The sequence below is a fragment of the Domibacillus indicus genome (genome assembly GCF_023715895.1).
Taxonomy (GTDB): domain Bacteria; phylum Bacillota; class Bacilli; order Bacillales; family Domibacillaceae; genus Domibacillus; species Domibacillus indicus_A.
Genome location: NZ_JAMBOO010000002.1, coordinates 394,623 through 419,218, shown reverse-complemented (window position 1 = coordinate 419,218; position 24,596 = coordinate 394,623). Strand labels below are relative to the sequence as shown.

The 24,596-nt window shown below is 43.7% G+C and carries 31 protein-coding genes and 1 tRNA gene; 23 read left to right on the top strand and 9 right to left on the bottom strand.

From position 1 onward, the window contains the following. The first annotated feature begins 465 nt into the window (after window positions 1–465). From M3221_RS05410 to M3221_RS05360, 11 genes are all read left to right on the top strand, one after another. Window positions 466–789, top strand: coding sequence for a PadR family transcriptional regulator (locus M3221_RS05410; protein WP_251270493.1), 324 nt, complete (start codon window positions 466–468; stop codon window positions 787–789). Beyond that, window positions 782–1,342 carry an HAAS signaling domain-containing protein gene (locus M3221_RS05405; protein ID WP_251270629.1) on the top strand — a complete coding sequence of 187 codons (561 nt, stop codon included), beginning with the start codon at window positions 782–784 and terminating at the stop codon, window positions 1,340–1,342. The genes M3221_RS05410 and M3221_RS05405 overlap by 8 nt, the downstream gene beginning before the upstream one ends. After that, window positions 1,335–2,132, top strand: coding sequence for a DUF4097 family beta strand repeat-containing protein (locus M3221_RS05400; RefSeq protein WP_251270492.1), 798 nt, complete (start codon window positions 1,335–1,337; stop codon window positions 2,130–2,132). The genes M3221_RS05405 and M3221_RS05400 overlap by 8 nt, the downstream gene beginning before the upstream one ends. Before the next feature lie 23 nt (window positions 2,133–2,155). After that, window positions 2,156–2,524 carry a hypothetical protein gene (locus M3221_RS05395; protein ID WP_251270491.1) on the top strand — a complete coding sequence of 123 codons (369 nt, stop codon included), beginning with the start codon at window positions 2,156–2,158 and terminating at the stop codon, window positions 2,522–2,524. Beyond that, complete coding sequence (locus M3221_RS05390) at window positions 2,449–3,018, top strand: hypothetical protein (RefSeq protein WP_251270490.1); 570 nt, start codon at window positions 2,449–2,451, stop codon at window positions 3,016–3,018. Before M3221_RS05395 ends, M3221_RS05390 begins: the two co-directional genes overlap by 76 nt. 174 nt (window positions 3,019–3,192) lie before the next feature. Beyond that, window positions 3,193–4,749: a histidine kinase N-terminal 7TM domain-containing diguanylate cyclase gene (locus tag M3221_RS05385; protein WP_251270489.1), complete on the top strand. Its 1,557-nt coding sequence runs from the start codon at window positions 3,193–3,195 to the stop codon at window positions 4,747–4,749. A 222-nt stretch (window positions 4,750–4,971) separates the two neighbouring features. After that, window positions 4,972–6,192, top strand: coding sequence for a hypothetical protein (locus M3221_RS05380; protein ID WP_251270488.1), 1,221 nt, complete (start codon window positions 4,972–4,974; stop codon window positions 6,190–6,192). 718 nt (window positions 6,193–6,910) lie between these two features. Then, window positions 6,911–7,567 (top strand): hypothetical protein, encoded by a 657-nt coding sequence (locus M3221_RS05375; protein WP_251270487.1) that lies wholly within the window; start codon window positions 6,911–6,913, stop codon window positions 7,565–7,567. A gap of 162 nt (window positions 7,568–7,729) precedes the next feature. Further along, the gene (locus M3221_RS05370; RefSeq protein ID WP_251270486.1) at window positions 7,730–8,617 is read left to right on the top strand and encodes a TIGR01777 family oxidoreductase; all 888 of its coding nucleotides are present in this window, start codon (window positions 7,730–7,732) and stop codon (window positions 8,615–8,617) included. Window positions 8,618–8,683: 66 nt separating this feature from the next. After that, window positions 8,684–9,310 carry a TVP38/TMEM64 family protein gene (locus M3221_RS05365; protein WP_242232303.1) on the top strand — a complete coding sequence of 209 codons (627 nt, stop codon included), beginning with the start codon at window positions 8,684–8,686 and terminating at the stop codon, window positions 9,308–9,310. Between the two features lie 178 nt (window positions 9,311–9,488). Further along, window positions 9,489–9,638, top strand: coding sequence for a hypothetical protein (locus M3221_RS05360; RefSeq protein ID WP_251270485.1), 150 nt, complete (start codon window positions 9,489–9,491; stop codon window positions 9,636–9,638). A 36-nt stretch (window positions 9,639–9,674) separates the two neighbouring features. Here M3221_RS05360 and M3221_RS05355 read toward each other — a convergent pair whose 3' ends face one another. Beyond that, window positions 9,675–10,055 carry a hypothetical protein gene (locus M3221_RS05355; protein WP_251270484.1) on the bottom strand — a complete coding sequence of 127 codons (381 nt, stop codon included), beginning with the start codon at window positions 10,053–10,055 and terminating at the stop codon, window positions 9,675–9,677. A gap of 177 nt (window positions 10,056–10,232) precedes the next feature. On the opposite strand from M3221_RS05355, the gene M3221_RS05350 reads away from it, so the two are divergent. Together M3221_RS05350 and M3221_RS05345 are read left to right on the top strand one after the other, a co-directional pair. Beyond that, window positions 10,233–10,928, top strand: a complete 696-nt coding sequence (locus tag M3221_RS05350) for a hypothetical protein (RefSeq protein WP_251270483.1) — start codon at window positions 10,233–10,235, stop codon at window positions 10,926–10,928. 100 nt (window positions 10,929–11,028) lie between these two features. Further along, window positions 11,029–11,469, top strand: a complete 441-nt coding sequence (locus M3221_RS05345) for a hypothetical protein (protein WP_251270482.1) — start codon at window positions 11,029–11,031, stop codon at window positions 11,467–11,469. A gap of 16 nt (window positions 11,470–11,485) precedes the next feature. Here the strand turns inward: M3221_RS05345 and M3221_RS05340 are convergent, their stop codons facing one another. Continuing rightward, entirely contained in the window at window positions 11,486–12,205 is a 720-nt protein-coding gene (locus M3221_RS05340) for a hypothetical protein (protein ID WP_251270481.1), read from the bottom strand. Window positions 12,206–12,439: 234 nt separating this feature from the next. Here M3221_RS05340 and M3221_RS05335 point away from each other — a divergent pair, with 234 nt between their 5' ends. The 4 genes from M3221_RS05335 (at window position 12,440) to M3221_RS05320 (ending at window position 14,645) form a co-directional block, all read left to right on the top strand. Further along, window positions 12,440–12,871, top strand: a complete 432-nt coding sequence (locus M3221_RS05335) for a MarR family winged helix-turn-helix transcriptional regulator (RefSeq protein ID WP_251270480.1) — start codon at window positions 12,440–12,442, stop codon at window positions 12,869–12,871. A 19-nt stretch (window positions 12,872–12,890) separates the two neighbouring features. Further along, complete coding sequence (locus tag M3221_RS05330) at window positions 12,891–13,526, top strand: nitroreductase family protein (protein WP_251270479.1); 636 nt, start codon at window positions 12,891–12,893, stop codon at window positions 13,524–13,526. A gap of 20 nt (window positions 13,527–13,546) precedes the next feature. Beyond that, window positions 13,547–13,843 (top strand): putative quinol monooxygenase, encoded by a 297-nt coding sequence (locus M3221_RS05325; RefSeq protein ID WP_251270478.1) that lies wholly within the window; start codon window positions 13,547–13,549, stop codon window positions 13,841–13,843. A gap of 295 nt (window positions 13,844–14,138) precedes the next feature. Then, on the top strand, window positions 14,139–14,645 hold the full coding sequence (locus tag M3221_RS05320; protein WP_251270477.1) for a GNAT family N-acetyltransferase: 507 nt from the start codon (window positions 14,139–14,141) through the stop codon (window positions 14,643–14,645). 162 nt (window positions 14,646–14,807) lie between these two features. Here M3221_RS05320 and M3221_RS05315 read toward each other — a convergent pair. Continuing rightward, window positions 14,808–14,877 (bottom strand) — tRNA-Cys (locus M3221_RS05315). 349 nt (window positions 14,878–15,226) lie between these two features. Between M3221_RS05315 and trhO the strand changes: the two genes are divergently transcribed. Then, complete coding sequence (gene trhO, locus M3221_RS05310) at window positions 15,227–16,171, top strand: oxygen-dependent tRNA uridine(34) hydroxylase TrhO (RefSeq protein ID WP_251270476.1); 945 nt, start codon at window positions 15,227–15,229, stop codon at window positions 16,169–16,171. A gap of 248 nt (window positions 16,172–16,419) precedes the next feature. Here trhO and M3221_RS05305 read toward each other — a convergent pair whose 3' ends face one another. Genes M3221_RS05305 through sspK form a run of 3 tightly spaced genes read right to left on the bottom strand, consistent with a single transcriptional unit; the run spans window position 16,420 to window position 16,975 of the window. Next, window positions 16,420–16,608: an H-type small acid-soluble spore protein gene (locus M3221_RS05305; protein WP_242232294.1), complete on the bottom strand. Its 189-nt coding sequence runs from the start codon at window positions 16,606–16,608 to the stop codon at window positions 16,420–16,422. A gap of 16 nt (window positions 16,609–16,624) precedes the next feature. Further along, window positions 16,625–16,801 carry a YfhD family protein gene (locus tag M3221_RS05300; protein ID WP_242232293.1) on the bottom strand — a complete coding sequence of 59 codons (177 nt, stop codon included), beginning with the start codon at window positions 16,799–16,801 and terminating at the stop codon, window positions 16,625–16,627. Between the two features lie 18 nt (window positions 16,802–16,819). Continuing rightward, a complete protein-coding gene (gene sspK, locus M3221_RS05295) occupies window positions 16,820–16,975 on the bottom strand; it encodes a small, acid-soluble spore protein K (protein WP_251270475.1) in 156 nt (51 codons plus the stop codon). Between the two features lie 506 nt (window positions 16,976–17,481). Here sspK and M3221_RS05290 point away from each other — a divergent pair. After that, entirely contained in the window at window positions 17,482–18,336 is an 855-nt protein-coding gene (locus M3221_RS05290) for a glycerophosphodiester phosphodiesterase (protein WP_251270474.1), read from the top strand. Window positions 18,337–18,530: 194 nt separating this feature from the next. Here the strand turns inward: M3221_RS05290 and M3221_RS05285 are convergent, their stop codons facing one another. Continuing rightward, entirely contained in the window at window positions 18,531–19,274 is a 744-nt protein-coding gene (locus tag M3221_RS05285) for a gamma-glutamyl-gamma-aminobutyrate hydrolase family protein (protein WP_242232290.1), read from the bottom strand. A gap of 252 nt (window positions 19,275–19,526) precedes the next feature. Here M3221_RS05285 and M3221_RS05280 point away from each other — a divergent pair, with 252 nt between their 5' ends. The 3 genes from M3221_RS05280 to M3221_RS05270 all read left to right on the top strand — a co-directional run bounded on the left by M3221_RS05280 (window position 19,527) and on the right by M3221_RS05270 (window position 22,893). Further along, window positions 19,527–19,829, top strand: coding sequence for an iron-sulfur cluster assembly accessory protein (locus tag M3221_RS05280; protein WP_251270473.1), 303 nt, complete (start codon window positions 19,527–19,529; stop codon window positions 19,827–19,829). 271 nt (window positions 19,830–20,100) lie between these two features. After that, the gene (locus M3221_RS05275) at window positions 20,101–21,081 is read left to right on the top strand and encodes a BMP family ABC transporter substrate-binding protein (RefSeq protein ID WP_251270472.1); all 981 of its coding nucleotides are present in this window, start codon (window positions 20,101–20,103) and stop codon (window positions 21,079–21,081) included. An 18-nt stretch (window positions 21,082–21,099) separates the two neighbouring features. Then, complete coding sequence (locus tag M3221_RS05270; protein WP_251270471.1) at window positions 21,100–22,893, top strand: sensor histidine kinase; 1,794 nt, start codon at window positions 21,100–21,102, stop codon at window positions 22,891–22,893. Window positions 22,894–22,941: 48 nt separating this feature from the next. Here M3221_RS05270 and M3221_RS05265 read toward each other — a convergent pair whose 3' ends face one another. Next, window positions 22,942–23,541, bottom strand: a complete 600-nt coding sequence (locus M3221_RS05265; RefSeq protein WP_251270470.1) for a TetR/AcrR family transcriptional regulator — start codon at window positions 23,539–23,541, stop codon at window positions 22,942–22,944. A gap of 118 nt (window positions 23,542–23,659) precedes the next feature. Here M3221_RS05265 and M3221_RS05260 point away from each other — a divergent pair, with 118 nt between their 5' ends. Further along, on the top strand, window positions 23,660–24,211 hold the full coding sequence (locus M3221_RS05260; protein ID WP_251270469.1) for a hypothetical protein: 552 nt from the start codon (window positions 23,660–23,662) through the stop codon (window positions 24,209–24,211). Between the two features lie 13 nt (window positions 24,212–24,224). Here the strand turns inward: M3221_RS05260 and M3221_RS05255 are convergent, their stop codons facing one another. Then, window positions 24,225–24,371, bottom strand: coding sequence for a hypothetical protein (locus M3221_RS05255; RefSeq protein ID WP_251270468.1), 147 nt, complete (start codon window positions 24,369–24,371; stop codon window positions 24,225–24,227). Window positions 24,372–24,596: the final 225 nt, after the last annotated feature.

The window sequence follows — 24,596 nt, the reverse complement described above, 5'->3', positions numbered from 1 at the left end:
ACATGACCACGGCTGGAATTGTTTAGGCAGGCATAACTGCTGCGTAAACTGGATTCGTGATGAATTTTATGTGATATCGAGCGACCCTTGCTTTAAAAAAACGGTCCATCACTGTTCAGGAGAAAGATTTCATGACGTTCAGCGAATGATCTTGGGCGATCTATGCAAAGTTTGCTTTCAAAACCCGCTGTGTAAAAAATGCATGAGGTAATGCTTCTGCAGGAAAAATAATAAATGAAAGCTTGAGGAATGTAACGACCCTCAGGCTTTTTATGTTTAAAAGCATAGTTATGTCATGCATAGCTTCACTTGTTTTGGTGAAGCATCACAAATGGCAGCAGAACAAGTGGAAATAAAATTCAGTACCTTGTAATAATTAGTAGTGGGTGTTACTATATATTTACAGTGTATCAAGTATAAACTGGTACTGTTTATTATACAGTAGTGAAGAGAGGTGAATAACGTTTGAATGTACAATTTAAAAAAGGGGTTTTGGAATTATGCGTACTGGCACTTTTAAATAAAAAAGACCGGTACGGCTATGAGCTGGTGCAAAAGATTTCGGACCAGATTGAGATTTCAGAAGGCTCCGTTTATCCGCTGCTGCGCCGCCTGACAAAAGAAGAATACTTTACGACCTATTTGCAGGAATCATCCGAAGGTCCATCACGCAAGTATTACGCGTTAACGGACAAAGGACGAACCTATCTGCGCGAGCTGATTGCAGAATGGAATGAATTTTCAAGAGGAGTTAACCAATTAATTAAAGAGGGTGGGAATGATGAATAAACAGCAATTTTTGCGTGAGCTTGATTCGTCGCTGGAAGCTATTTCTTCAGCTGAGCGACGCGAGATTCTGCAGGATTATGAGGAGTATTTTTCCATTGGGCTTGAAGAAGGAAAGACGGAAGAGGCTATTGCTTCTTCACTTGGTTCACCGCGCCAGATCGGCAAAGAACTGGCCGCATCGTATCAGGTAGAGAAGGCAAAAACATCTGCCACGGCCGGCAATATAATGCGGGCTGTCTGGGCGGTTATCGGACTGGGCTTTTTCAATTTGGTTATTGTACTTGGGCCACTGGCGGGGCTTATCGGAGTTTTGGCAGGCGGGTGGGCCGCTGGCAGTGCGTTTGTCGCTTCTCCGCTTTTAGTTCTTGTTAATGCGGTCATCAACATGGGCACATTTGAATGGTTTGACCTGTTTCTTTCTATTGCTCTTTGCGGTATAGGGCTGTTTATCCTTATTGGTATGTTCTTTGCGACCAAAGCAACCTTAAAAGGATTTCTGCGCTACTTAAAATGGAATGCATCACTTGTGAAAGGCGGGCTGCAGCATGATTAAAAAATTGTCGGTCGCAGGGCTTATTTTACTGCTTGTCGGCGGTGCCGGAAGTGCGCTGACATTCAGTCAGGCCAATACTCCTGTTGAGGTAGCAGAAGAAAGAACAATCAGCGGGCCGCCTATCAAAGCGGTGAAGCTTGAAACAAATAATGCAGAGGTAGAAGTCCTGCCAACTAAGGAAACAGCTGTGCGGGTGGAACTCGCCGGAAAGCGGAAACCGAATGATACTTTAACCTTCCAGGTAGAAGCGGAGGGGGATACCTTGGTGGTCAAGGTGAATGAAAAACAAAATAAATTATTCACGGCCGATTTTGTGTTAACGGATCTGACACTGCATGTCTACCTTCCAAAAAAAACGTACGACTCCATTGATATTGCAAATCATAACGGCCAGGTAGAGCTTGGACAATTAAGTGCCCGTAAGGTAAATGTTCAACTGAACAATGGGAAAGTAAATGTAAAAAACACAGCATCCAACGAAGTAAAAGTGAAAGCTGACAACGGAGAGATTTTGCTTGAACATGTGGACGGAACAATAAACGGAAAAGTCGCCAATGGGCGTATTCATGTTTTAACAAAAGATTTAGACCGGCCGATGCAGTTGGAGAGCCACAATGGCAGCATTACCGTGCAAGCCGAACAAGAACCAACGAATACGACATTTGATGTGCATAAAGACAACGGTGAAATTAATATTTTAAACAAGTACAGCGGTAATGCCCGTTTCGGTGACGGAAAAAATCTTATTAAGCTGAGGACAAACAACGGGAAAATTACAGTCACAAAATAAAAGTGAGAAGGAGAGCGGGAAAAATGAACGCTGTAAAAAACGTATGGAGAGAAGAGCCGGTCCTTACAGCGGCCGGTTTGCTGGGATTTACGCTGGCTGCTTTTTGTGCAGTCATGATGGCTGTTCAAGGAGTCATTGTACCGCCAGAGGGAAACTTACTCAGCGCTTTTTCATTTAATGCAGCGCTCGGCTTGTTTTTGATTACAACCGCTTTTTTAGTGCCCTTAGCCGGATTCAGCCGGCGTAAGCGGCAGATTTTTTGCTGGTCCTATCTCGTGTGTGCTTTTACAGCTATGGAGCCGAAACGGTTCAGCATATGCGCGGTTTCTCTCCTCGGTACAGTCAGGCCGGCGGGACTGCTGATTCGATTGTCGGCGGTGTATTTGGATTGATAGCCGTTTTGATGATTGTTTATTACGTTGTGCTTGCCTGGCCATTTTTCCGCTCGCGCCTTTTAAAGGACCGGCCGCTTCTAACGATTGGTATTCGGTATGGCATGGCAACAACGATGCTTTCATTTGCCGGAGGTCTCTGGATGATTGCCCTTCAAAGCCGCTACACCGGACTAGAAGGAAATATCATTTGGTTTCACGGCCTTGGCTTTCATGGCCTGCAGATGATGCCGATTTTGGCCCTGCTGGTTGAAAGAAATCAATCCATGTCTGAGAAGAGCCGACGGTACTTTCTTCATGCAGGCGGCACTGCCTGGCTGTTATTGATTATCCTGATTGGATGGCAGACGACTCTGGGTCATTCTGTTCTTTATCCGAATGCTATTATGCTCATAAGCGGCGGTTTACTGATTGGCTGGGCCGCCGTATTTATCATGGCCATTATACCGGTTTTGAAAAAAAGGCGTCTTTTTTTGTCTCATAAAAAAATATAAAAAGAAGCAGATAACCTCTGCTTCTTTTTGTATTTTCTTCATATCGAATGCATGGTAAATTACGGAAGGCTCATGCTTCAACTAAGAAATATATAAAAGCATTCGTCCAAAGTAAGGTGGAGATGATATAGTAATAAAGAATGTCATGCTTTTTTACTAAGTGAGGAGAAAGATATGCCGCACTACATACTGATTTATATCCTAGTGTTGATCGCAGGTGCCTCCGTGAGTTCTTTTTTAGGAATCTACGCTTTTATAAAAATTAAACATGCACCCGGTGGAAAGTACTTTTGCGTGGCTGCCTTTCTGGCTGCTTTTTTTGCGGTAACTTATGCGTTTGAGCTGATGTCTCAATCATTGAAGGATATTTTGTTATGGGTCGCCGTTGAATATGTGGCGATCTCTTTTCTGCCAGCGGTGATTTTGCTTATGTGCCTTGATTATACCGGGCGAAACGTCAAAAGGTGGATGTATATTCCCCTGCTTGGCATTCCGGCTGTAACGCTTATTCTGCATTGGACAAATTCTTTTCATCACCTTTATTACTCCTCCGTCGGTTTGCGCACCGGTACGGCCTACCCGCTGGCAAACCTTGAAGGAGGATTGTGGTTTTTTGTTCAATCTGTGTTTCTTTATTTCTGCATGGCAGCAAGTGTATGCATTCTGCTTTGGCAGCTGAGAAAAGTAACTTTTCGTTTTCGAATGCAAATTTTATTAATGGTAGCGGGCCTTTTGGTTCCGCCAGTTTCAAGTATTTTTTATATAAGCGGCTGGAGCAGGGGAATCGATCTCGGTCCGGTGTCTATGTGTCTTGCTTTTTTATTTCAAGGAGCAGCGCTTTTGCGCTTTCAAATGTTTGATGTAGTGCCTATCGCCCGTGAAACGGTTTTTGAAGGACTGGAAGAAGGGGTAGTCGTTTTAAATGAAAATGATATTGTCGTAGATTACAACCAGGCAATGAAAACCGTTCTGCCTGCTTTGACCGTTCACACGATTGGCCGGCCGTTGAGAGAAGTGATTTCGGCAAACGAGCAGCTGGCCTCCATTCTGTGCCAGGGGGAGGAATGTGATTATAAGCTCGATCAACCCGAAGAAACGCTTCATTTCCAAGTCCGTTTTACCCCTTTAAAAGATAAAAAGGGGGAGAAGATTGGCAAAATCGTCATGTTTATCAACGTAACCGAGCGGGTGCAAATGGAAAAACAATTGCAGAAACTGGCTCGCCTGGACGGCTTGACCGGTATATTAAACCGGACTTTCTTTTTAGGGCAGGCAGAAGCAGCCTGCAGGCAGCTTCAAAAAGAAGAAGGCGTCGTTTCGATAATTATGTTTGATATTGACCATTTTAAGCGGGTGAATGATACATTCGGCCATGAAGCAGGAGACCGTGTGCTCACAAGTATTGCACACCGGGTTGGGAAGAACATGCAGACAAACGATTTATTCGGCCGTTATGGCGGAGAGGAATTTATTATTTTCCTTCCCCACGCTTCTTTACCAGAAGCACGCGAGCGGGCAGAGTCCATCCGTACAGCTATCGCAGAAACGGTCATCCAGCTCGGAGAAGAAACGCTCAGTGTAACATCGAGTTTTGGCCTGTCCCATACGCGGATCCAAGCAGGCAGTCCCGATTCTCCGGTACAGGAACTGATGCGTGAAGCGGATCAAGCGCTTTATACGGCTAAACGAAATGGCCGAAATCGTGTGCAGGTGTTTAAGCAGGCACTTTAAGTGAAAGCAGCTTCCAGGAGACAAGGAATCTATTAGAAAAGGAGAACATCACGCCTGTTCTCCTTTTTTCTATGTAGAAACCGTCGATTAAGGCGCTTACTTTTATAGGAAATGTATATTTAAACAAAGATGAATCGTACAGTATGGTGGTTATCAGGAGCTTTTATGAATATTTTTTATGATCATATTCATGATACAATAGAATGAAAAAGGAGGAGAGAAATGGAAAAAAGAACATGCCTAGACCTCGGATATGCAAAGCAGACGGCGGATAGAACAGCTTATCCACAAGTCATCGCAGACCGGGGAGATGCCCTGCTGCTTCTCTACTCACATGATCAAGGCCGCGTATATATAAAGAATGAAAATAAACTGTATGCCGCGATGCATTACGAGGCTATTTTAAAGTCTGGCTATTGGAACGAATACAGGGGAGAAAATGTGGCCGCCTGGATCGATGCTTATGCGGAAAAAGCGGATGAGCCAAAAAGCTTATTCCAATTTGCGACAGGTGAGCTGTCACAAGATGCGTTTTTGTGCTGGTTTGCACAGTGGGCGGCACCATATGGGAAAACAGCAGATGAATTTTTACATAAATGTGCGCTGTTGTTTTTGGAGCGGATGTTTAAAAAGCATGGAGAAGTACTTCCAGAAGTAAGGTCCATTGGAATGATTCAGCAGCTTCAAGGACTGGATGTGTTACTGCTAGTAAATGATCATGCAGCTGTTTTAATTGAAGAGAAAACGAATACAAGCGATCATTCCGATCAGCTGGCCTGTTATTTGAAAGCGGTTCAAAAAGTGTATCCTCACCGAAAGCCGCTGCCGATTTACTATAAGCCAGCAAGCCAGAGTCATTATCGGTCGTGCGAAAAAGCGGGTTATGCGCCATTTTTGCGGGAAGACATGATCGATGTGCTGAACGAAGGCAAGAGAGCGGGTATTACAAATCACATTTTCCTTGATTATTTAAAACGACTGGAGGAAATCGAAGCAGGGTATCAATCATACCGGTGGCTTCCGGTTTCAGCTTGGACCTCCTCCTCATGGCAGGGATTTTACCGGCTGCTTCAACGTGAGCTTCAAAATGGAAATTGGAGTTATGTGGCCAATATGGCCGGTGGATTTGAAGGGTTCTGGTGGGCAAAAAACAGAAACCATGCGTGTTATTTCCAGCTTGAACAAAGTCGTTTATGTATCAAACTAGCAGAGCCAGATCCGCTCCGCCAGCGGGAGGCACGTATGAAGACTTTTGCGCGTCTGCTGGAGCAGCCAGCAGTGAAAGATCTCTCCTTTGAAAAACCAGGCCGTCCCCAAAATGGAAAAACGATGACGATTATGGTAAAAAACGATTATTTGCAAACAAATGAAGATGGAACTGTGAATGTGGAAGCGACGATTCATTTATTAAAAGAAGTGGAAGAAAAAATTGTGTTTTCTTAAGCTTATCTGTCTCGAGAAACGATAACGCTTCGCCGCCGGCAGGAGAAGCAGCAATAGATTGCACCGCTGGGCTCAGTTCCGGCGGTTTTTTTGTTTTATTTTGCGTGACGGAGTGAACAGCCTGCCTTGCTTATAGGAGCAAACAGGCTTTTTTTACAGTTGTTCATTTACAATAAAAGGAATAATATAAAAAGTTAAACGAAGAAAATCTACTGTTTGGAAATGTTATATCAGAAAAGTAGTTTTTCGGCGGTTCAGAACAATGGTAGGGAAGGTTTGTGAATAATTATGCAAAAAAGCTGTTTTTAAGTACCAAATAAAGGAGATGCTGCTTACCTCAATTTTTGTCGAATCCATTCAAAAAAGCAAGACTTCTTTTGAATTGAATCTCTTTTTTTCTGCTATATCAGCCAGTTTTCGTTGTATAAGGATATACAGTTCTAAAAAGCGACAAAATAGAATTCGGTTTATAATGGCTGACTGTTTAAGTTCCTATAAAAAACAGTTTGAAAATATTTGTTATATTATGGATAATTATGGGGTTTGCTATCTGTTTAAGTTCATACTATGATAAGAAAAGTGAAACTGTGACAATTAACCTATAAATCTATTTGTAAAAAAGTGCGTATTTTAAGCCTGGCATTCATTGTTGGAGCCGCGGCTTTCTTAAAGGGGAAAGCATCATTTATAATCGAATCAAAAGAGAGCGTGGTCATTGGTGGGAGCCTTATCTGCAAAAACAAAATGGATCTTGTTTGTTTGTCTCATAATGGCCATCGCAGTTGTTATTGCTGTTGGAGCAGTCAGGTATGCGGACACAAAGGAAGTAATCAGCCGTATTGCCCCGGATGCGAGAAGGACGGCGGAGGCATGGTCAAAAGGGATAACAAAAGAAGAAATAAAGAAGGTTATTCAAAGTAAAAGCAGAGATGGTAAAGCAGCCCGGAAGCTTGAAGAGCATTTTAACCGGCTGTCTCGGTGTGAGCCGCAGCTGACACACGGATATATATTTGGTGCAGAATTGAAAAATGGTACTGATACCCGCTTCGTAGCAGCATCAACGGACTTAGCCAATGCAGCGGAGAAAAACGGTTTAGAAACGGGAGATTTTTACACACAGCCGGCCAATATTGCAAATGTAATAGAAGAAATGAAAAAAAAGAAAACCACTATCATATCCAAGCCTTATTCAGATGATTATGGAACCTGGCTTACAGTCGTTAAACCATATTTGGATGAGAATGGAGAGGTTTTTGCGTATTACGGCATTGATTATGATGTTAAGCCTTATGTAGATTACCAGCGGAAAGTACTGCTAGTGACTGGGAGCATTCTTTTAGTCCTGCTGCTCGCCGTCATTTTTCTTATGATGTAAGAAGAATGAAAAAGAGCAGCCTTTATTCTTTGCGAGCCCGCCTGCTCCAGCAGTTGTTGGAGTATTTTTTTTCGGAAAATATTCCCTTATTATGCTAAAGTAAAGAAGAATCAGCGAAGCGCGTTTCAGAAAAACCAATCTTTCAAAGAGCGGGGTTTTAACATGAAAAAAGTTGTGTTAGCAGGCGGAACGGGATTTATTGGCCGGTACATGGAGGAACGATGTAAGGAGCTTGGCTATACAGTACACATTATTTCTCGGCAGGAGCCTCACATTTCTTGGGAAAACAAGGACCGTATGATCGAAGCACTGGACGGGGCGGAGCTGCTTGTAAATTTAGCGGGAAAATCGGTCAACTGCCGGTATAATGAAACAAATAAACGAGCTATTATGCTTTCTAGGACAAGTACGACGAACCGGCTTGGTGAAGCCGTGCAGGCATGTGAACATCCGCCGAAGATGTGGATTAATTCAAGCACAGCTACCATTTACCGGCATGCAGAAGACAGGCCAATGACGGGAGAAGCAGGAGAGATTGGATCAGGATTTTCAGTTGATGTTGCCAGGAGCTGGGAAGAAGCGTTTTTTTCATTTGATCTGACGAAAACGCGGCAAACTGCCCTGCGCATCGCCATTGTGTTTGGACCAGGGGGTGGCGTTATGACGCCTTACCGGAACTTGGTGAAATATGGTCTTGGAGGTCCTCAAGGAAGCGGCCGGCAGTGGTTCAGCTGGATTCATCTCGAGGATTTGTTTGGAATTATCATGTTTTTAAATGAACGGCCTGAGTTAAACGGAGTATTTAACTGTGCGGCGCCTAACCCCGTTCAAAATGATGAATTAATGGCAGCCCTGCGCAGAGCGGCAAATGTGGGGTTTGGCCTTCCTACGCCCGAATGGCTGCTCGAGCTTGGCGCTAAAGTAATCCGGACAGAAACCGAGCTCGTGCTTAAAAGCCGGTGGGTACTTCCAGAGCGGCTGGAGCGTGCAGGCTATACCTTTTTATTTCCAACATTAGACAAATCCCTTCAATCTATTTTATCCTCTTAAACGAGCCTTACGCAGGCTATCTATGGTAAACTAAACACAGCAACGTGAGGAAAGAAGAGGTGCAGTATGATCAAAAGAATCGTCAGCATTGCCGTTCTGGCCGGCATTCTGCTGCTTGGCATTACACAAAAAGAAGGGCTGCTTGCTATTGTAAATGAAGGAGGCACATATGCTGTTTTAGTCAGCATGCTGCTCGTGGCGATCTGTGTGTTTGTTCCGATTGTGCCGTTTCCGGTGCTGGCCGGACTCATTGGTGGTATTTTCGGCACGGCAGAAGGCGTACTTGTTACACTCAGCGGTTCAATGATTGGAACGATGCTGTTTTTCTACATTGCCCGGTACGGTTTTAAAGAATGGGCACAGGCAAAACTTGACCGGTATCCACAGGTGAAGGACTATGAAGACAAGCTGCACAAAAATGCGTTTCTGGCGATTCTGCTTGTGCGCTTAGTGCCGGTTGTTCCATCTCCTGTTGTAAATATTGTCTGCGGATTAAGCCGTGTTAACGGATTTGTGTTTTTACTCGCTTCAGCAATTGGAAAGCTGCCGAATATTCTTCTGCTGTCATTTGCTGGTGCAAGCTTTGCGGAAAACAAATGGTTTTCGTTTGGGCTGTACGGCGTCTATGTGCTGATTATTATGGCTGTCAATTATGTAATTGTTTATAAACGAATGAACAAAGTGCCGGAATAATACCGGCGCTTTTTTATTTTAAAAAAGAAGAAAAACAAAGAAAATGAAAGCAAGAGTTAGAAAAAAGGCGATGATGCACGCTTACATAGCCAATGTTTCCGTTTTCTTTAGGTTTTTCAATTTTGAGGGCGTGTAGGATAATAAAGGCAAGATACGAGCGATGAGGGGAGATAATAAAATGACTAAATATATGATCGATACAGCAATGGTATTAAAAGAAAAAGCAGGTTTTGGAAAATACGTACAGGCAATCGCTGCAGCAGTAAACAGCTTCCGCCAGTCTATGGACCAATATGGAGAAGCAATCATTAAAGTAAAATCAAGATAATCTTTTTATATAAACAAAAAAGCCAATTCTCTTTTTTTAATGAGAATTGGCTTTTTTCATGGAACGCCGTTTTAATTTCGCCGGCTGCACGCCTTTTTTGGAAGCCCTGTCCATAAAAAAAATACAGGTAAGGGAAAAGCCGATAAATGAATGTACCCAGAAAATACCCGAAAGCCCATTAATCCCGGCGGCAAGGAGGGTTACAACAAGCAAATAAAACGCGCCCAGGCACTGTACGATGGTTCGAAATCCGATCTTTTTTTGCACTCTTGCCGTTTTAATTGCTGCAATGGAGCGGAACAGCTGCCAGAGAAACACAGCGATCGTTACAAAGAAAAAGCTATAAGAGACCACACGCACGATATTTTGTTCAGTGAGCCATTCCATGGACAGAACCAAGCGGATTGCTTCATTCATTTTTTTGCTCCTTTCTTTTTATGACAGGTAAAAATCAGCATGCCCGTCCAAAGGATATTTCAAACAATAATACTCCATTTTTCCAATCGTTCTTTCTGCACGGAGGGATCTTCCAGCCTGCATCGAATACTATAAAGAGCAGCGAGGCAAAGCCATTCACAAGGCAGGAGGGATTTGTTGAGACACTACGCTTTTTTGATTCTGTTAGCTGTTTTGCTTGTAGGCTGTCGTTCCGGTGATCCGGAAGAAGGCCAGGCAGATGCCATTGATTGGGTTGATTTTGTTAAATGGAATGGAGTGGAGTATCACGGCATTCATACCGGAATTTTGGCAGACAAAAATGCAGTTGGCGAAAAAGTTGGACAGGTCACCTTTACGGTAGCGGGCCATATTACCGAGCCATCCTATAAACCAAAGGATGGCGATGCCGCTTTTTATGGAAAAGGAACAGGGCTTTATGCCGTTAAAGAACATCCGGGTCTGCTGGCTGTAAGGGATAAACAAGCGAAGAATGGATACAAGCTCTATTACTCAACAAAAGCGGGCGGCTATAGGTGGCATTTTGATAATGTGCCAATTGAAAAGGTAATCCGGGCTGAAGTTTTCCCGGATGGACAAAAACAGGGAAGAAGTATCTCCGGTTCAGATTTAAAGCATTTATTAAAACTGTTAACGACGAGCGAACCGGTTGATTCCTTTACACCAAATACGCAAGAAGAAGGTGTCTCGTATCATATCGTACTGTATACCGGCGAGGCGGTTGCATATCAATACAGCGTGCAATATGATGGAATAACCTACTACTGGCATCCATGGGATACGGCGATTTTGGATGATGACATTAAGCCGTTTCTTGAAAGCCAGGTAGAGTAAAAAGGAGCGCTTGCCGCTCCTTTTTATTGTATCAAATTTTAAACTGCATTTAGCATAATAGTAAAAAATACATAGGATCCCTGAAGGAGAAATAACGTATATGCCAAATCATTTTATCACTTATGTCAGTGAGGCCGCACCGTTCGTAGTCATCGGGCTCATTAGCTTTTTTCTTTGGAAAACAGGCAGGCTGAGAGTAAGGGCTGTAACGAAAATCCGCTATGTGTATAAGCAGAGCTTTGAACACCTGCGGATTTCTTATAAAAGGTTTCATGGTGTTGATGAATATTCCTTCTACTTCAGCAAAGGGAGTACAGTCACGCTTGCCTATGAAGTGAAGGTCGAAGAAGGAGAACTGCACCTCGAGTGGCAGGATCGAACATCTCCTATCTGGAGCCGGACGTTTACAAAGAACGAAGAAGGCACTATTGTGTTTACCGCCGAGCATCGGCTGCATTCACTTATCGTTGAGGGCAATCAAACAAAAGGCGGGTGCCGTATTGACTTTACTCACCAGCGTGAGAAAGCAGGCGCCCTGTAGCCGTCCGGCAGATGGTTCAATTTTCCGGGATGGTTTCTGCTGTGAAAAGTGCTGGATTCCATCCTGTGTTCATCGCTTGGGTAGAGGCCCATAAATTTTCGAGCATCTTGGCCATCATTTGTTTAGAAGGAACATGTCCGTATTGATGGTAATAAACAAAATACTGCAAATAAAGAGAAGCTGATGCGGGCAGGTGCACCTGCTCGAGGTAGAAGCGGTTTTCGGTAATGGTAGCGATTGAGTACGTTTCAAATCCAGACAGAAAGCGTGTCCGCCTGCTCTTGTATAGGTTATCGATAAAGTGCAGGTTCCGAATAACTGCGGGATCATCTTCTCCGTCCGCATTGGCTATTCGCAGCTGACGGTCTGCCGGTACTTTCTCCAGCCTGTCGGCAAAAACCGTTGTATGAACAAACGCTTTGTCGAAGTCGGCCATCCTGGCGCTGAAGCCTGTTTCGTTCATGTAATCGACTAATTTTAATGTTGTTTGCTTGTCCACATAGGAAGGGCGGTGAACCTGACGTGCATATTTCACCTCGGTCAACGATTCACATTCCCAGCGTACGGCAAGATACCATTGGTGATGGTCATCTTTCATAAGTGTATAAGGTAAATCCTCGTGTCGATAGCTTGTAAACCGGTCCTGCCGGTCAAACATATATGGTTCTGGTGAAACAGCCTGGAAGCCCGGTAAAAAACCTGGGCGGTCAATCGGTACCATGATATCCATCCACATAAAAAACACTCCTTTTGGGACACTTTTTCCTATAAGCATCGTGTTCATTTTTTATCCAAAGAATGCCGGTTGAAAACATTCGGGGTCTGCTCACTTTTAATATAGCCGCTGTTTAATGCCGTGTCCGCTGTCAGGGCAAATAATTTGACGCACATATACACATCCTGTATATTAATTGATGGATCAAAGGTTGACCCGTCAATGAATTGAGGAGACGGATAGGAGAAGGTGTTTTTGACTAATTTATACAAGGAAGATGAGCGAATCATTTACCACTTGCATGAAATCAACAAGGGGATCATGCCAAAGTTTGAACGATGTACAGGTGTAAGCCAGTCCCGCTTAGAGCTGCTGCATGTGCTGTTTGAAGTAGAAGAGATCAGCCAGACGGCTTTACAGAAAAGGATAAATATTGATCATGCGGCTGTAACGCGGCATCTCAAGCAGCTGGAGGAGCGCGGCACTGTTGTGCGGCGCAAAAACCCAGCTGACAACCGCGTTACCTTCGTTCGTTTGACCGAGGCAGGACGCAGCCGGATGGAAGGCTACTGCAGTGAAAAAAAGCGGTTTATTCAACAGGTTCTGCGGAATGTGCCGGAAGCTGACCGTGCTCATCTTGCTGACCTGCTTGCCCGTATACAGCAAAACGTCGAAAACATTGAGTGAACATAAAGGAGAGACATCGATGAACCACATCAAAACAAATGATTTTCAGGAAATTGTAACCGGCCGCCGTTCGATTCGGTATTATGATCCGTCGGTTAAAATTAGCCGTGAGGAAATAAAGGAAATATTAGAAACAGCATCGCTTGCACCTTCTTCTGTGAACCTGCAGCCATGGCGTTTTCTTGTGATCGATACACCGGAAGGCAAAGAAACGCTTGCGCCGCTTGCCCGGTTCAACCAGTCCCAGGTCGAAACGTCTGCTGCTGTAATCGCCGTGTTTGCTGATATGAACAGCAGTGACTATTTGGATGGTATTTATGATACAGCCGTTCAAAAAGGGTTTATGCCAGAAGATGTGAAAAATCAGCAGGTCAAATCAATCAAAGGTTTTTTTGAAGTTATGACAACGGATCAGTTAAAAGAAATGAACTTAATTGATGCCGGGCTTGTGTCCATGCAGCTTATGCTTGCAGCCCGGGCGCATGGGTATGATACAAATCCAATTGGCGGATTTGAGAAAGCTGAGATTGCCCAGGCATTTGGCCTGGACAAGGACCGCTATTATCCGGTTATGCTTATTTCTATTGGCAAAGCGGCAAATCAAGGCTATCAGTCGGTTCGGCTGCCTGTTGACCAAATTACAGAGTGGCGATAAGAAAAAAGGAGGATATAAAAATGATTATTATTCATGCACGCTTTCAAGTGAATCCAGCAAAAGAACAAGCATTTTTGGAGGAAATTCGTCCGCTTATTGAAGGATCAAGAGCGGAAGATGGAAACATTGCTTACGATTTAATGAAAGACACCGAGCAGGCGCATGCTTACACAATGGTAGAAGTATGGAAGGATGCAGATGCAGTGGCCTTCCATAATACGAGCAGCCACTTTACGGCTTTCGTTGGTAAAGCGCCCGAATTTTTAACAGCGCCTTTGGATGTAAACAGCTATGAAGCGTCTCCTTTGTCCAAATAAAGAATAGAAAAAACAGCCGGAGTAATTTCGGCTGTTTTTTATTTCGCACCTAAAGTTCCTGTGTTCAACAAAAAGGGTTCCATCCCTCTTAATCCAATGGTAACATGTTTATAAAATCAGCGGCAGCTGTGTTTATTCGTAAGTATAAAGGGAGCGGCTTCACAATTTCCCGACATTATGTGGGAATCTGTTTAGTTTGTCAGCCCACAAACAGATTGAACAAAAGAGTGTCGCTGCCAGCTGGTCGGCTTATAGATGAAATAATCAAAAAAGGAATGTGAAAAAGGTGGATCAGATGATTACGATTCGGCAGGCATTACCAAGTGAAAAAGCATCTATTCGTAAGCAAAGAATAAAATCGTATGAAGAGCATGCAAAACAAATCCCTCCCGGGCATTGGGAAGCATTAAAAAGTGCCGTCTCATCTAACACAGATGAACAAGAAGGCGTTGAACTGATTGTAGCGGTTGAAGAAGGAGAAGTGATCGGCAGTGTAGCTCTGTTTCCGGCGAAGTCAGACGCGTATACGGGGCTTGTTGATATGCTGGATTACCCGGAGATCCGAATGCTGGCGGTTGATCCGCAAGCCCGGAATAAAGGGGCAGCCAAAGCGCTGATCAATGAATGTATCCGGCGAACAAAAGAAAGCGGCCTGCCTTATATTGGCCTTCATACAGCCGATTTTATGGAAGCAGCTGTGCGCCTTTATGAGCGTTTGGGCTTTGAGCGCATGCCTCAGTTTGATTTTGAACCAGCTAACGACGGAATTATTGTCAAAGCATACCGGCTTTCTATTACATAAGTGTATGCGGCTGGCAGCACAGAAACAGGCAGTGAAAGGTTAGCCGGCAGGAAAAGAAAACAGAGGCAAAAGGTTCTTTTTCTTTTTGCAAAGGATGTCCGCATCTGCATAAGAAAAGGCCGGATCCACATACTAACTGTGGATCCGGCCTTTTTTTTTGAAAGGTGGACTCGGAATTGAACTGAGGGTGAAGGTTTTGCAAACCTTTGCCTTACCGCTTGGCCGTACCACCATATTTTTCTTAAAGGTTGATAAGAAGAGCTGTTAATTCTCATATATTTTGCTGTATTTATGTAAGTATTTTCTTTTAAAATCCTTATCTATTTTTTCTTTTTTAGCTGCGAATATTTTATTAATCTATTTGATCTCTTATTCCTATGAAAAAGAAAAAATTTTATGAAATGGATAGAAAGAAGCGAAAGGGCTATTGAGCTGATAAACAGCTTGAGGCAGTGGAGGCCAAAGAATGAAAAAGTGGATAAAACTCCTCTCCCGTACCCAGTGCATCAAATCCCCGTAATGCGGATAAACATGATATGATACCAAAAGAAAAAAAGAAGTAAATAGGTGGAGGAAAAAAGATGTACAGAATATTGCTTTATTATCAATATGTATCAATAGATGATCCAGAAACGTTTGCGAAGGAACATAAGCAGTTTTGCGAGGGGCTTGAGCTGAAAGGGCGTATTTTGGTTGCCAACGAAGGCATTAACGGCACTGTATCCGGAACGGTCGAGCAAACAGAGCGATATATGGAGGCGATGCATGCGGATCCGCGTTTTAAAGACATGGTCTTTAAAATCGATGAAGCAGAAGAACATGCTTTTGCAAAATTAAAAGTGCGTCCACGTCCTGAATTGGTGACGCTTCGCCTTGAAGATGACGTAAATCCGCTTGAGCTGACTGGTAAATATGCAGAGCCAAAAGAATTTTTGGCGGCGATGAAAGAAGAAAATACGGTAATTCTTGATGCGCGTAATACGTATGAACACGAACTTGGCCATTTCAAAGGCGCCATTCGTCCGGATGTGGAAACATTCCGCGAACTGCCGCAATGGATCCGGGATCACCGGGAAGAACTTGAAGGAAAGAAAATTCTTACGTACTGTACGGGCGGCATCCGCTGCGAGAAGTTTTCTGGTTTCCTTAAAAAAGAAGGCTTTGAAGATGTTGTCCAGCTGCACGGCGGTATCGTGTCTTACGGAAAAGACCCGGAAGTACGTGGCGAGGATTGGGAAGGCCAGTGCTTTGTGTTTGACGACCGCCTCAGTGTGCCGGTCAACCGCGTAAACCCGACTGTAGTCGGCAAAGATTACTTTACCGGTGAACCGTGCGAACGGTATGTCAGCTGTGCCAATCCGGAATGCAACAAAAAGATTTTGGCATCAGAAGAGTCCGAGCACCGCTTCCTGCGCAGCTGTTCAGACGAATGCCGGACACATCCGCGCAACCGATACATCGCTGAGCATGGACTAACAGCAGAAGAAGTAGAAGAGCGTCTTGAAGCTTTAAAGCAGACGATGTAAACTGGATAGACACATACGGAAGCAGCCCCCTGTTTTGAAAAACAGGGGGCTTTTCTCGTTCCTTTGAAGTAAAAACCGATTTATTCTTACAGCAGGAAAAGGTTATGACAAGGAAAAGAGCGGAAGTGCTCAGCCCAGCCCGGCTTAAAAAATTTCATCAGCGGCCAAAACAGCGAGTGTGTTGAAAAATGTGAATAAAAGCTCTAAAAGAGGGCTGTTTCCTTTTAAAAGGAAACAGCCCTCTTTCATTAGTGTGTGACTTCCTTCAAGTCTTCAATCCCAACTTGTGTCCGTTCTTCGCCAGGACCACGCAGGTGAACGGTCGCTGTGTTTGTGTCTTCGTGTACTTCGTCAATCCAAACAGATACACCGTTAAATTCAACATCAATATCAACGGATGAATTGGAAACGATTTGTTTAGCGCGCTGCAGTTCCATGCTGCCACCTCCCGTTTTATGATTTTTCAGAATGGCCGGCTTTGCCGAGCCGTTTGTTTCGTAAGCGGGTGATTTCCGCCAGCTCGCGGGCATATTCCTCATTCACACTGTCAGCCGGTATTTTTAAATTTTTTGGTGTTTGTGAAAGACCCCGGTCACCGTGGCTGCCTGTTTTATGCTCGTCTCTTCCCATTGGTATAACCTCCTTCCGCTATTCTGATCGATGCGAGGAAGCATTCATTCTTTCCTGTGGATGGGTATTAATGGAGCCGTCAGCCCGTTTAGAGGCGTAAGCCGCTTTAGCCCGTGCTTTTCCGGCTTCACCTTTCATGGTTGTTATTGGAAAATCCTTTGCTTTATTTCTCATTTCCATCCCTCCCAAGTGAATGAACTTTGCGTGTCCGCTGATATAGTATGGGGAGTTGGAGGAAAATTATCAGGCCGTTTTGAATGAAAATGATGGCTCGTATGAGTCAGGCAATTGAGGAAATACTGTAAGTAAAACGTTTACGCCATATACAGAGAAGCAGGCACGGCGAAAACAAATGATTGGATATGAAAGAACAGTTTAGCTTGCCCGTTAGAGTCAATCTTAATCACGGCATGCGCATTTTATGTTTGAAATCGCTTAATATTCGATTTGTTTATAAAGTGATTCCAGCGCGTAGGAGAACTCTTGATCCGCAAAAGGATGTTTTTTACTTCTGTTTCTTTAGTCCAAAAACTGTATTATTTTTCCTCTTTCGAGTAAGTGTGTTTCCATTATTAAAAATTAATCTTATCTCCTAATAAACTTCATTTTAAATTAAAAGAAAATTAACAATATGCTGATAGAGTGTTAAAGGGATAGAAAAGCAGATAGGAGATGAAGAAATGAAGAAAAAATGGATGGCTGCAGCTTTGACACTTCTGGTAGGAGCAAGCATTGTTTCAGGCACGGGCGGGGCTATGGCAAAAGAAAAACAAAAAGACATTGTCAACGTAGCGCACCGAGGTGCTTCAGGGTACGCACCTGAACACACTCTTGTATCCTATGAAATGGGAGAAAAATTAAAAGGCGATTATATTGAAATTGACTTGCAGATGACAAAAGACGGCCAGCTCATTGCGATGCATGATGAAACGCTCGACCGTACGACAAATGGAACAGGGCTTGTAAAAGACTTTACACTAGACCAAATTAAAGAACTCGATGCAGGCAGCTGGTTTAATGAAACCTACCCGCAGTATGCAAAAGCATCGTATGAAGGATTAACAGTGCCAACGCTTGAAGAGGTTTTTCAAAAGTTTGGGAAAAATGAATTTTATTATATTGAAACGAAATCTCCGGAAGTGTACCCGGGCATGGAAGAAGAACTGCTTCGCCTTGTAGAAAAATACGGAATTGACAAAGATAAGCTTCTTGTTCAATCCTTTAGCGCGGAAAGCCTTGAGAAAATGCATGGGCTTGACGATTCCGTTAAGCTTGTTCAATTGCTCTGGTATACAGCCGACGCTGTGATTACGGATGAAGAAATTGAAGAGATCAAAGACTATGCCATCGGCGTTGGTCCGAACTATTCATTTATTGACAAAGAATATGTGCAAAAGGTAACGGCGAGCGGACTCGAAATTCACCCGTATACAGTAAATGATAAAGAAACAATGAAAACATTGATTGACTGGGGTGTAACTGGAATCTTCACTAATTTTCCAGGTTTACTTCACGAAGTGAAAAAAGGGAAATAGGGTGAAGGCAGCCGTTTGAGAGATGGCCGGTGAAAGAACAAACCGGCTTTAATCAAAAAAATTTCAAGGATCAGATAAAGGATACAGTTAAAATAAGAAAAACGCCCGGATGAAAAAATCCGGGCGTTTTTTAAATCAAGCATAATAGAGGAACTGTAGTGCTTGCTGCAGGACACAAAGCGTTTAAAAGGCTATTATGCACCTCGTTCATTATCTTTATTGCCATGGGCGGCAGCACAAATAAAAGAAGAAAAAAGACGGTTCATCTCCGTGCTCCCTGGCACCATCGATTCAGGGTGCCACTGTACCCCGATCACAAAAACATCTCCGTCCATCTCCACCGCTTCAATTAAGTGATCCGGACTGTGGCCGACAACTGAGAGTCCTTTTCCTAAAGCGTCGATAGCCTGATGATGAAGACTATTAACGTTTACTTTATCTGCTTCCATCATTTTGGCTAGTTGTGAATGGGGAACGAGAGTAACCTCGTGAATGGAAAGAGAGCGGTGATACGTTTGTGCATGTTGAATGTGGCTGCTCACCTGGCTTGGAACATCCTGCCAGAGTGTGCCGCCGAGTGCGACATTCAATACCTGCAGACCGCGGCAAATGGCCAAAATCGGCTTTTTTTTCTTTAAAAGCAAAGCTGTCAGCTCGAGCTCAAACTCATCGCGCTCTGCAAACACTGAACCCATTTTTGCATGAGGAGCCTGGCCGTAGTACATCGGGTCCACATCTTCCCCGCCGCTTAAAATAAAACCATCACACAGGTCAAGATAGTAAGGAATAGTGTTTGGGGGGACAGACGGCAGAATAACGGGGATGCCTCCGGCTTTCAGTACAGCACGATGGTAATCGTGATGAACGTAAACTCCTTCTGAATTTAACGTTTGGCGGACATATGAACTGGTGATGCCGATAATAGGCGCTTTCTTCACGTGAATCCTCCTTTGGCCATTTAGCTGGGGTGTTTTCATGAAAGCTGCCGCATTGCGAAAAGTGTATGCTTATTTTTTGCAAGAGGGTGCAAAGAGTTGTTGATTTAGTTTATTCAGCACCCGGTTTCCTTGTGAGCGGCAGAGAAGCTGGTTGGCAAAATAAAGGAAATAAGAAGAAAGCAGAACTTTAGCATTCTCGGCTGTGAAGCGTTACACTGGAAGAAGTTCTTACAGTGGAAGGAGAAAAAGAAAATGAGATGCAAGGTCAACCAAAAAGCCGCAAAAGCACTGAAAAAAATGCTTGATACACCTGAAGCGGAAGGAAAAATGATTCGTGTTGCAGTCACGGAACATCATGGCAATCATGCGCATTATGCGATTACGCTCGATACGCCAAAAGAGCATGATGTAGTCGTTCACACTGATAAAGATATTGATATTATCCTCGACAGCCGTGAAGAGTTTCTTGATGGAATTTTCGTTCAGTACTTCTATGTGCCGCAGGAAGGGTTTGTTGTAACGAACTCATCAAAAGGCGGGCATCATCACCACTAACAAAAGGGCGCCGCATGGCGTTTGAGAGTGTAGACAACGTAAGAAAGCAGGCGTTTGTCAACAGCCTGAAAGCGCCATTACGGCGTTTTTTTATTTTGTCGGGCTCGTTCTATCCTTTCATTGAAAATTAATCATGATAAAACTTTAAAAAAATAATCGATAAAGCGATTGTACAAAGAAAAAATGTCGATTTTTACAGGTTCATGATTTACTATCAAAGTAGAAATAATACTTTTCGATAAATAAACCGGTTAGAAGGTGTTTAGTACTTATGGTCAAACGTGGAAGGATCATTTTAGCGGCAGCTTTGACTGCAGCTGTCGCGATCCTGGTTACGGTCAGTTTAAAAGCAGAAGAGATTGTACAGAAGGAAACAGCTGTTCAAACAGAAAAAAAGGTGAAAGTTTATATTTTAACAGCTGATGCCATAGAAGACCAAAGCTGGAGCAGTCTTGCCTATAAAGGAATGCTTCAAATAGAAGATGAGTTTCCAGTTGAGGCGAAGCTAGTGAGTGAGATACGGTCCGAGGCACAAATGAGGAAAATCATTGACCAGGCCGTTCAAAGTGGGGCAAAAGTCATTATTGGCCACGGACGCGAGTACAGCCTGCCTTTTGATAAAGCTGCCGCCGATTATCCGGACGTGCAGTTTGCAAATTTAAATGGTGAGTCAAAAGAAAAGAACCATACTGCTTATATGTACAAGCAGAATTCGGTTGATATTGAGCGAATCGCCGCTTTGGCTGCTGCTATGAAAACAAAAACGAATAAAATAGGCCTTATCGATCCGATAGAAGACCGGCTGTTTCATCCTGGATTTGAAAAAGGGCTTAAAAAAGCGGCTCCACAGGCGGAGTTTTACTATAAGGTCGTGGGTGATTGGGAAGATGGGACAATAGCCGTTCAAATAGCCAAAGAAATGATTAACGATGGAGTGGACGTTCTTTACTCTAGAGGGAATGAGTTTAACCGGGCGGTCATTGATTATGCATTGAAGCGGGGAGTTTACGTAATCGGCTATATGGATGATCAGTCTTACATGGGAAAAGAGGTTGTCCTAACCAGTGTAGTGAACGATATACCACAAGTTTACAAGGCCATCATGGATGATTATTTCAGCCGGGAAGGGATGCCCGGCGGGATTGCCATGTTAACCAATGAGGACGGCGTGTATTCCCTTGCGCCGCTTGGCCCCATGTATACAGAAAAAGAAAAGCAGCGGATTCAAGAGGAAACGGACAAGTTGAACTGATGCAAAAGGAAGCAGGTTATGAAAAAACAATTTCTTCATATGTCTTTCCGTCACAAAATCTTAACCGTACTGTTAGTCAATACCCTCTTATTAAGCGGGTTTTCACTTGTTTTTGTACGATCTATTGAAGACGTTCAAAGCGTTGGTCAGCAGATTAATAAAAACGATATCCCTGAAATGGTTTGGATTTCTTACTGGCAGGAAGATCTTAATGTTAAAAAGTATATCGTCGAAAGTTATCTATCCGGCGGTCTCAATGATACGCTTGTAGAAGTATACAAGGAGCAGGACAAAAAAGCTGCCCAGTTTCCCGGGAACGAGAAGGTCGTGATTCCGCCGGCACTTGAGACGTTTAGCCGGGATATCGACCGTTTAGACTTTTTAATCGGAAATAATGTCCAGGGGCTTTTACTTAATGGTAATACAGATGAAGCAGCAGCATATATAACGGAGCAATACCTGCCGGAGCTGGATCGTTTAAAATTGAGCCTTAGAGAAAAAGAAACGGAGACACTTTCTTCGTTAAGCGGGCAGGCAGACCGGTTTTCAGGAATTATTGAAGCGGCTCTCGTGATTTTATTATTTCTGACAACGGCGGCATTGATCATGTCAATTTATGGGTCACACCGGATCAGCAAGGGGCTGACAAAACCAATCGAAAAAATGGTTGAAAGTGTAGATCAAATTGCAGGCGGCCGTTACGGCTTGACAGTGATAGAGGTGGAGCAGGAAGAGCTGAAACTGATTGCGGACTCTATTAATAAAATGTCTGCCAGTTTAAAAGAATCGTTTTATACCATTACAGAGGGCAAAATTTACCAGGAACAAATTTTAAATTCATTGCCTGTTGGAATTATAACGAGTGACGATAAAACGGACGCCTTTTCTTTAAATACGTTTGCCAAGCACTTATTAGAGGCAGGAGAAGACACCGTACAGCATTTAGCCCAAACAGATCACAAAAACAAGAAGTTCTGGGGAATATTAAAAGATAAGCGCATTTGCCAAAATGAAAAAATTCCTTTTATAACTGGTAAACAATCTTATCAGCTGCTTGTGTCTCAAACCGAATTAGTAAATAAACGGGAAGAGAGAATTGGCCGCATTTTTTATTTTATCGATTTTACAAAAATGAGCGAGCTTGAACGGCGGATGCAGCAGTCGGAAAAACTGGCAGTGGTAGGTGAAATGGCAGCTGGTGCTGCCCATGAAATACGAAATCCACTCGCTGTTATTCAAGGCTTTCTTTCTTTAATGGATCACTCTTTCTCCAGAGAAGAAAAAGAGCAGTATTATCTGCCTCTTCTTTTAAAAGAGCTGGACCGGATTAATACGATTATTGAAGATATGCTGCTGATGTCGAAGCCGGAGGCCCCGAGATTAAAAGAAGTCAAAATAGAAGATTTAATCCAGGATATCCTCCCGCTTATCACACAGTCACTGCAAAAAGATATTGAGTTTACTTTTTCACTGGATCCACATCTTCTGCAGGTGGATCCTAATCAAATGAAGCAGATTTTTCATAATTTGATCCGCAATAGTATAGAAGCGATAGAGGAAAAAGGCCATATTTTCATTCAATCAACGATTGAAAAAGGCTGGTACCGCATTTACTTGCAGGATACGGGTACAGGAATAGACGATGGGATGCGAAAAACGCTTTTTGATCCTTTTTCAACCTCTAAAGAAGACGGGACAGGGCTTGGACTGCCGCTCGTCCAGCGAATGGTGGAAAGCCACGGCGGAACCATCGAATTAATGTCCACCTCAAAAACCGGCACGACATTTTGTATGACTCTGCCGGTTTCATAAAGAAAAAGGAGCAGGGTGACAATCAACCGTTTGGAACCCTGCCCCTTTTTATATGTTTGCTTCTTCGACGGGCTGGTGAAATAATGTGTTCATATGATGAACAATCACCTTTTTTATTTTCTCCTTTGACAGCCGCTTAGGGTGAAGCATCGCATGAAGAGCAAGACCGTCCACTAAAGCATAAAGCCGTTCGATTTCCAGGTTTACATCCACTTCTTTTTTCAGCAATCTGCCCTCGAACAGTCCTGTCATAATCCGCTCGATCCCTTCACGTATACCATCCTCCTCTTCCTGGGCATGCGGCAGGCTGTTCATGACAAAGTGAAACCAGACAGACATCTCTGTCTGGCTTTCAGCATCGTATGGAATAAGCTCAAGCAAGATGCGAATACTAATTTGTTCTGGAGAATCCTCTGATTGTAAAAGGCGGTTAATCCGGATAGATACCCGCTCTTTAACGAGATCCATCGCGTATAGGAGCAGTTCCTCCTGGGAGGAAAAATAATGACGGAGCGAGCCGAGAGAAACGCCGGCTTCAGCAGCAATGGCACGAACGGTCGCCCCTTCTATTCCCTTTTTTACAATAATAGTCCAGGTTGCTTCGGCAATTTGTTTTTTTCGCTTTTCGTGATCGACGATTTTTGGCATATACCGATTGTAACAAAAAAGAGGGCAAGAAACCATTTTTTTAATACGATTGTATTTAATAAGAAAATGTGTTATCTTTTAAATAATACAACTGTATTATTTAAAAGGGGAGGAAAAGATGGATACCATTGCCTGGCTTATTATTGCGTGTGAAGCAGCGTTTTGGGTGGTTATCGGAGTGGGTTTAACGATAAGATATGTATTCCAAAAGGAAAAAGCGGGTCTGCTTTTTTTAGCGCTTACCCCCATAATAGATTTGCTGCTGCTGATATTTACAGTAACAGATCTTCAAAGAGGAGCATCGGCCAGCATGGCTCATGGCATTGCGGCCGTTTATATCGGTGTTTCCGTTGCTTATGGGAAAAGCATGATCAGATGGGCCGATGAGACATTCCGCCACTATGTGCTGAAAGAGGGCAGCAAGCCGGTGTCGAAAACAGGCTTTGCTTTTGCTAAGCAGGATTTAAAAAACACTATACGCCATGTTTTCGCTTACGGAATTGGAGCCGGACTGCTGTATGGCATCATCCTGCTGGTTGCCGGGGGAGAACGAACAGAAGCACTCTGGCAGATTTTGCGCATTTGGACGCTTGTATTAGGGATTGATCTTCTAATAACAGCCAGCTATTTCATTCGGCCAAAACAGAGCAAAAAGAACGCACTTAAATAAAAAGTGCGTTCTTTCAGACTGTAGACAAATGATATGGATGACCGTGCACATAAATGGGATAGATTGGCGGCGTCCGGGCAGCTCCGCTTTCCATGGGGCAGGCGCTGAGCCCGACTTCCCCTGGCGGCTTCACCGGTCTCAGCTGCCCGCTTAGTCCCATAGGAGTCTGCGCCGCCCTCCCGCCGCCAAGTGGCTTGCGACAAGGTTGTATAGAGCTGATAAGGTCATATCTTTCTGTTTAAAAAGGAGAAAGGTTTTATACAGTCCTTGCTTATGGACCTTCCATACTACTTAGTGAAGCCTGCCGGGCGAAGACTCCTGCGGGAAGTACAGTGAGTCGGGAGACCCCGCAGGCGCAGCCGAGGAGGCTCCCGCACTGCCCTAA